Annotated in this window: 5 protein-coding genes; 4 read left to right on the top strand and 1 reads right to left on the bottom strand. The window is 63.6% G+C overall.

All coding sequences use genetic code 11. The features are described from left to right. The 4 genes from F2P44_RS30005 to F2P44_RS29990 all read left to right on the top strand — a co-directional run. Positions 1–843: MFS transporter (locus F2P44_RS30005; RefSeq protein ID WP_229423835.1), on the top strand; the 843-nt coding region annotated here is incomplete at its 5' end. 89 nt (positions 844–932) lie between these two features. Beyond that, positions 933–3899, top strand: a complete 2967-nt coding sequence (locus tag F2P44_RS30000) for a Tn3 family transposase (RefSeq protein WP_167093025.1) — start codon at positions 933–935, stop codon at positions 3897–3899. 281 nt (positions 3900–4180) lie between these two features. Continuing rightward, a complete protein-coding gene (locus tag F2P44_RS29995; RefSeq protein ID WP_167093023.1) occupies positions 4181–7012 on the top strand; it encodes a class I tRNA ligase family protein in 2832 nt (943 codons plus the stop codon). Positions 7013–7096: 84 nt separating this feature from the next. Then, entirely contained in the window at positions 7097–7330 is a 234-nt protein-coding gene (locus F2P44_RS29990; protein ID WP_167093021.1) for a hypothetical protein, read from the top strand. Between the two features lie 3 nt (positions 7331–7333). Here F2P44_RS29990 and msrC read toward each other — a convergent pair whose 3' ends face one another. Further along, entirely contained in the window at positions 7334–7831 is a 498-nt protein-coding gene (gene msrC / locus F2P44_RS29985) for a free L-methionine (R)-S-oxide reductase MsrC (protein ID WP_167093019.1), read from the bottom strand. Positions 7832–7925: the final 94 nt, after the last annotated feature.

The raw sequence follows: 7925 nt of genomic DNA, 5'->3' as shown, positions 1-7925 counted from the left end.
CAGCTTAGCCTCCACCGCGTCCAGGCGTGCGAACAAGGCGTCAATGAGACGATCCTTGTCTTCATGGGACAAGCCGGTGAGATTGAGACGGGGAGGTTTTGGTGGCATGCCCAAATCATGCGCGATAGCAGCACAGTTTACAACTGTTTATTGCGGCCTGTACTCCGGCTGAACAGTTACCTATCGGTTTTGGTTGTGCGCGAGACGCGCGGCCACGCACAATTGGAAGCCGCAATGGCAGCAACGCACGGAGCGGCCATCGTGCCGTCGCAGCGCTCGATTTTCTGGCAGACCAGCGTACGCGACCCCAACCTGTCGTCGATTAGTCAGGCCGGACTTGTGAATAACCTCAACGACGGCATGGCATGGGGGTTGTTCCCTTTTGTGTTCGCCAGCGCGGGCATGACTCTAATCCAAATCGGCACGCTCGCCGCGATCTACCCGACCGTTTGGGGAGTATGCCAACTCTTCACCGGCGCGCTGTCGGATCGGATTGGTCGTAAGGGATTGATCGTGGCGGGGATGTGGGTGCAGGCAGCCGGCATCGCAATTATCGCGTTCCGGTCCTCGTTCGCATGGTATGCGACGGGCGCGATTTTGCTGGGAATCGGGACTGCCATGGTCTATCCGACGCTTTTGGCTGCCATCGGCGACGTAGTCAACCCGGCCTGGCGTGCTTCGACCGTCGGCGTTTACCGCTTCTGGCGCGATCTCGGCTATGCCATCGGAGCGTTAATGGCGGGCGTTGTAGCCGACCTGTACGGCGTGGTCAGCGCGATATGGCTAGTCGCAGCAGTCACGTTCCTGTCGGGCGTGATCGTCGCAGTCCGAATGCGCCATTGACTCTCCACTATGCTAAAACGCAGTCGGTCGCAGGCTGCACAAGGGGCCAGAAATGACCTGCCATTGCCACCAGCGAGAGACTGAATCGAATGCCACGCCGCTCACTACTTTCTGAAACCGAACGTGCAAGTTTACTGATTCTGCCCCAAAATCAGGATGACCTGATTCAGCAATACAGTTTTACGGACGCCGACTTGGCGTTAATCCGGCAACGCCGTGGCGCCGCCAACCGCCTCGGCTTCGCGGTGCAGATGTGTTTGCTGCGCTACCCTGGTTATGCGCTGGCAAGCGACACCGCGCTGACCGACACGGTGCTCCACTGGATCGCCAAGCAGGTGCGCAGCGACGCTGGGGCCTGGCTTGAATACGGAGAGCGGGAAAAAACGCGCAATGAACACCTCCACGAACTGCGCGCCTACCTGGGGCTGTCGGTGTTCGGCCTGCCGGACTACCGCAAGCTGGTGCACAGCTTGGCCGACCTTGCGGTGCAGACGGACAAGGCAATGGTGCTCGCCGCTCACTCCCTTGAAACGCTGCGCCAGAAGCGGATTATCCTGCCTGCGTTGACCGTCATCGAGCGGGCCTGTGCCGAGGCCGTGACGCGGGCCAACCGGCGGATCTACCGAGCGCTGATCGACCCACTGGAGCGGCACCACAAGCGCTCCCTGGACAACCTGCTCAACGTCGCGCCCGACATGAGCATTACTTGGCTGGTATGGTTGCGCCAGTCGCCGCTCAAGCCGAATTCCCGCTACATGCGCGAACACATCGAACGGCTCAAGGTTTTTCAGTCGCTGGCACTGCCTGAAGGGCTTGGCCGCGAGATCCATCAGAACCGTCTGCTAAAGATGGCGCGGGAGGGCGCGCAGATGACGCCGCGCGACTTGGCCAAGTTTGAGGACGAGCGACGGTATGCCACGCTGGCGGCGTTGGCCATCGAGGGCATGGCCACCGTAACGGACGAACTGGTCGACCTTCATGACCGGATCATGATAAAGCTCTTCAGTGCTGCCAAGCACAAGCACCAGCAAGACTTCCAAAAACAGGGCAAGGCGATCAACGACAAGGTGCGCCTGTACTCGAAGATCGGCCAGGCCCTGCTCGAAGCCAAGGAATCCGGGCTGGACCCGTACGCCGCGATCGAGGCAGTACTTCCGTGGACCGACTTTACGCAAAGTGTCGCCGAGGCCGGCCAGCTGGCGCAGCCCGAGTCCTTCGATCACCTCTCTCTGATTGGCGAACAGTACAGCACACTGCGGCGCTACACGCCCGAATTCCTAGATGTACTCCAGCTGAAGGCGGCGCCGGCCGCGCAAGCGGTCCTGGACGCGATCGACGTGCTGCGCGAGATGAATATGACGGGTGCTCGCAAGGTGCCCGACGATGCGCCTGTTTCGTTCGTGAAAGCACGTTGGAAGCCGCTCGTCATCACCGACGAAGGGTTGGATCGTCGCTTTTACGAAATCTGCGTGCTGTCGGAGTTGAAGAATTCGCTGCGATCCGGCGACATCTGGGTGCAGGGATCGCGCCAGTTCCGCGACTTCGAAGAATACCAGCTGCCGCCGGCGAAGTTCGGGGAGATGAAGACGGCGAGGGAACTGCCGATCGCGGTCAACCCCGACTGCGACCAGTATCTGCAAGACCGCCTATTGCTGCTCGAAGAACAGCTAGCCAAGGTAAACCGCCTGGCTCTGACCAATGAGCTACCCGATGCGATTATCACGGAGACAGGACTGCGCATCAGTCCTCAGGATTCCCTGGTGCCAGACGAGGCGCAGGCGCTGATCGATCTCACCGGCGGCCTGCTGCCTCGTATCAAGATCACCGAATTGCTGATGGATGTGGACGATTGGACTGGGTTTACCCGGCATTTTGTCCATCTTAAGAGCGGGGAGCAGGTCAAGGACCGGACGCTGCTGCTGTCCGCGATCCTGGCCGACGCGATCAACCTCGGCCTCACCAAGATGGCGGAATCGAGCGCTGGCGCCACCTATGCCAAGCTGTCCTGGCTACAGGCATGGCACATCCGGGACGAAACCTATTCGGCGGGCCTGGCCGATCTCGTGAACGCACAATTCAAGCATGCGTTCGCCGAGAATTGGGGCGACGGCACCACATCGTCATCGGACGGCCAGCGCTTCCGCGCCGGCGGCCGGGCGGAGAGCACCGGTCACATCAACCCGAAATACGGTGCCGAGCCGGGCAAGCTGTTTTACACCCACATCTCCGACCAGTACGCCCCGTTCAGCACTAGGGTGGTCAACGTCGGCGTGCGCGACTCGACCTATGTGCTGGATGGCCTGTTGTACCACGAATCGGATCTGCGTATCGAGGAGCATTACACCGACACTGCCGGCTTCACCGACCACGTGTTCGCGCTGATGCACCTGCTCGGGTTCCGCTTCGCGCCGCGCATCCGCGACCTAGGCGACACCAAGCTGTACGTGCCAGGAAAGGTAACGGATCATCCGGCGCTGCGGTCTATGATCGGCGGCAGCCTGAACATTAGGCACCTGCGCGCGCATTGGGACGACGTGCTTCGCCTGGCCGCCTCGATCAAGCATGGCACCGTCACGGCATCTCTCATGCTGCGCAAACTTGGCAGCTACCCTCGCCAGAACGGCCTGGCGATCGCGCTGCGCGAACTAGGCCGCATCGAACGAACGCTGTTCATCCTGGATTGGCTCCAAAACGTCGAACTGCGCCGGCGCGTGCACGCAGGTTTGAACAAGGGGGAGGCGCGCAATGCGCTGGCCAGGGCGGTATTCATCCACCGGCTGGGCGAGATTCGCGACAGGACGTTCGAGCAGCAGCGGTACCGCGCCAGCGGCCTAAACTTGGTGACGGCCGCCATCGTGCTCTGGAATACGGTCTACCTGGAGCGGGCGACGCAGGCTTTGCGCGACTCTGGCACCCCGCCTGACCCCAGTATGCTGAAATTCCCGTCTCCGTTGGGCTGGGAGCACATCAATCTGACCGGAGATTACGTCTGGAGGCAGAGCAGAATGGTCGACGAGGGCAGATATCGGTCGCTGCGAGACTTCAAAAATCGGTAACAGGGCTTAGCGCCCGATTTTTTCCGTTTTCCCTATTCGCCCCTATATTGAAGCCATGAGCCCGCACAACGTCCCTCTCCTTCGCACCGGCCCGGCAGTCCATGCCGCTGCCGGCCTGCGCCTGGACGCGGGCGTGGCGCGAATTATCCGAGCGACCACACACGTCGCTCGCTTTCGTGTGTCGGTCGTCGGATAAATTTCAAGCGAGCACTTGGCGGTAATTCGCGAAGCGTTCCGCGCAAGTCTCATCCAGCTTTGCTCCCGACTTATCGGAGCACGTCATGCACACCGCGTTTTCCCCATCGCACGACCACGCCGCCAGCACGCCCGCGGCGCCAAGCTACGCCTTGCGGCTGAAGCAGCCCGCCTTCTGGAATACCCCCAACCCGCTAATGGAGGAGCGCCTGCTGGCCCACTGGCACGCCACCGGCCAGCGCCAGCAGCTCGATAGCGCGCGCCACGGCAAGCCGCGCTACTGGCTGCTCGACGGCCCCCCGTACGCCAACGGCGACGCCCATCTCGGCCACCTGCTCAACAAGACGCTCAAGGACGTACATGCCCGCTACGCCAGCGTGTGCGGCCACCGGGTCACCTGGCGTGCCGGGTGGGATTGCCACGGACTGCCGCTCGAACTGGCGGTCGAAAAGCGACACGGCGCGCACGCCAAGGACGACCCGCGCCTGTTCATGCGGCAATGCCGCGACGAAGCGACGCGCTGGAAGGATCAGCAGGCGTCGTCGATGGCGCGGGTCGGGCTGATGGCGGACCTGGACCGGCCCTGGCTGACCATGGACCCCGAGCGCGAGGCGTCCTCCTTGTCGCTGCTGCTCGACATGTGGCAGGCGGGCTTGCTGGTGGAACGCCATTCGCCGGTGCACTGGTGCCCGGCGTGCCGCAGCGCGCTGGCGGCCAGCGAACTGGAAAAGACCACGCGCGAGCGCATGGAAACCTACTTCACTGTACCGCTCGCGCCCGCCTCCTGCCAGGCGCTGGAACAAAGCGCGCGCCAGCACGGGGTGGCCTGGCCGGCCGGACCGCTGCATCTGCTGTCCTGGACCACCACGCCGTGGACACTCTGGGCCAATGCCGGTTTCGGCCATCCCCAAACAGGCGCCTTGACCGTCGCCACGCTCGATAGCGGACTGCGCGTCATGCTCGCGGTGCAGGCGCGCGAGCGTTTGCTGTGCGATTACCCGGCCATGTTCACTCACCCGGGCCATGAATACGATGGCGCGTTCGACTTCGCCCAGCTCGGCGCGCTGCGGCTGGCGGCCGTCAGTCCGCTCACCGGCCTCGCGGCGCCCTTGCTGGCAGCGGCGTTTGCCAGCGAAAGCGAAGGCTCCGGCTTCGTGCACCTGGCGCCGGCGTTCGGACCGGACGACTTCGTGCTTCACGAAACCGATGGCGTGCGCCTTGACTGCCATGTCGGCAAGGATGGCCGCCTGCTGGACGTCGGCACGCTCGCCATGCCGGACGCGCTGCGCGGCGCCACCTTGGACGTGGCGTCGCAGGTCTCATGCGACTTGCTGGCGCAGGCCGGACGGCTGGTGCATGTCGAGCGCAGGAGCGTGGAAACCACCATGTGCTGGCGCCACAAGATGCCGGTGTTCTATCGCGCCAGCCAGCAATGGGCACTCGATCTGCATAAGTCCTTCGACGGCTGCCCTGAGGGACTGGCACAGCGCGCCATGACCGCTCTCGGGCATACCGTGTTCGTGCCGGACGAGAAGGCACGCGCGCCGCTGGCCCTGATGATGTCGACCCGCCGCTTCTGGACCCTGTCGCGCGACCGCCTGTGGGGTTTGCCGCTGCCGTTCTTCCGTCATGAGACGAGCGGCGAGCTACATCCCGACACCGCCGCCATGTGGCGCGAGCTGGTGCTGCGCGTGCGTAGCGGCGGCGTCGAAGCCTGGCAGGCGTTCGAGACCCCGGCCGGCTACGCAAAGAGCATGCAAAGCGTCGACGTCTGGTTCGACGCCGGCGCCGCCTGGCATAGTGCGGCCGAAGATGGCTGCGGCCAGCCCGACCTGGCAGTCGAGGGCCAGGACCAGACGCGCGGCTGGTTCCTGTCCTCGTTCCTGCTGCACGCCTTCAAAAGCGCGCTGCCACCCTTCAAGAAGGTGATGACACACCGTTTCGTGGTCGATGAAAAGGGCATGAAGTTTTCCAAATCCGACGGCGGCACGCCGGACCACAAGGCGCTGTTCGCCAAATCCGGCGCCGATGTATTCCGCCTGTGGGTGTGCAGCCAGGACGTGGGCGACGAAATGAAGTGGTCCGCCACGTCGCTCAAGCAGGCCACGCAGGACGCCAGGGATTGGCGCAGTTTCCTGCGCTTTTATCTGGCGAACATGGAAGACAATCCGGATGCCGCGCGCCCGGCCAGTCTGCGTGACCTCGACCGCCTGGCGTTGAGAAAACTGCAGGAGGCACGCCGTCAGTGGCAAGCATGCATGGAGGGAGGCCGCTTCTATCAGGCGCTGACCTGCCTGGCGCAATTTCGCCAGTGGGCCAGTGCCGAGTGGTTCGAGCTGTCCAAGCGCACCTTGTACTGCGCAAAAGCCGGCAGCACCGGGCTGGCGAGCGTGCAATGGGCGCTGCGCGAATCGTTCCTGTGGTGCGCACAGATGCTGGCGACGGTGATGCCGTTCGCCTGCGAGGAAGCTTACCTGGCGTGGCCTGCCCATCCTCGTGCGTCGCTGTTTTTGCACCAGTTGGCGGAGCAGGACCATCCGCCCGGCATGGACCCGGCGCTATTGCACACCGAAGCGATGCTGGCCTGGCGCCGTTCGCTGCAACCGCTGGTCGAACGCGCGCGCGGTCTGGCCGATAAGGGCACGCCCGTGTGCCTGGCGTTCGAGGGCGGCCATGACCGGGAGAGCGAAGACCGGCTGCGCGCCCTGTTCCCCGGTTGCTTCGTTCTGCTTGGCGAGAACGCCAGCGCGCTCGACGCGTTTGAAGCCGGGCCGCCCGGCGACGCCGTGCCGGTGCGTGCCGGCAGGCCCGTTGCCGCCTTCCGGCCGCACAGGTGCGATCGCTGCCGGGATTATCTGAGGGGGGCGCTCGATCACCATGGGCTGTGCCACCAGTGCGCCGCCGAGGTAACGCGCTAGACACGGCCGCCGTTGCGCGCTGCCGGCTAAACATGTTCGTCAATACACAACGTTGTTGAACAGCGGCGCGCGCAGGGCTACCCTTTGTGCTCGATCACATTTGTATCAACGATCATCAGTGCCTGGGGCAAGCAGGTCGTCGCCGGCCCGGCCGACCTGAGCTGGAGGGAGTCGATCAGGAGCGACGGTGATGGCCCGGCCGGCGTCACCAGTCCCAACAACATCCGGACCGGCGAGTATGACCACGCCAATGAGCACAAGCGCAAGGTGTACAGCCATCCGGACGTGATCACGCTGGACAAGCTGCCGCGCTTCTGAGAATCAGACCATGTCGGTGGCGTCGAGGAAGGCCTGGACCATCGCTTCGAGGCCGACGCGATCCTCTTCGCTGAAGCGGTCCGGCAGCGGGCTATCGATGTCGAACACGCCGTACAGCTGGCCGTCCTTGAGCAGCGGGATGACGATTTCGGCGTTCGAGGCGCTGTCGCAGGCGATGTGGCCCGCGAACGCGTGCACGTCGGCGACCACGATGGTGCGGCGCTCCTGTGCGCAGGTGCCGCATACGCCCCGTCCCAGGGGAATGCGCGCGCATGCGACCTTGCCCTGGAACGGGCCGACCAGCAGTTCCTGGGCGCCGTCCTTTTTGCCCGGACGGAGCAGGTAGAAACCGGCCCAGTTCAGGTCCGGGATGGTGGAATAGACCAAGGCGGCGAATTGCGACGCGTTCGCGGTCAGGTCGCGCTCGCCGTCGAGAATGCTGCTCACTTGACGCGCGAGAAGAGAATAGTCACCTGTGCTGCTGGAAATGTCGGGGTGCATACGGCTGGCTGTTTGTCTGGTTAATGTGAAAAAGAAAGCGATGGATTGCGGGCGGCTGCATTGTAACGCGTGTCGCCAGGGATACTGTATCGAA

Origin of the sequence: Massilia frigida, from assembly GCF_011682175.1 — a bacterium.
GTDB classification, from domain to species: domain Bacteria; phylum Pseudomonadota; class Gammaproteobacteria; order Burkholderiales; family Burkholderiaceae_D; genus Telluria_A; species Telluria_A frigida.
The sequence above is the reverse complement of the archived record's forward strand: the minus strand, read 5'-3'. Positions and strand labels throughout refer to the sequence as shown.

Coding starts and splice junctions, on each gene's coding strand:
- F2P44_RS30000 (WP_167093025.1), top strand. CDS start 933: ATGCCACGCCGCTCACTACTTTCTGAAACCGAACGTGCAAGTTTACTG.
- msrC (WP_167093019.1), bottom strand. CDS start 7,831: ATGCACCCCGACATTTCCAGCAGCACAGGTGACTATTCTCTTCTCGCG.
- F2P44_RS29995 (WP_167093023.1), top strand. CDS start 4,181: ATGCACACCGCGTTTTCCCCATCGCACGACCACGCCGCCAGCACGCCC.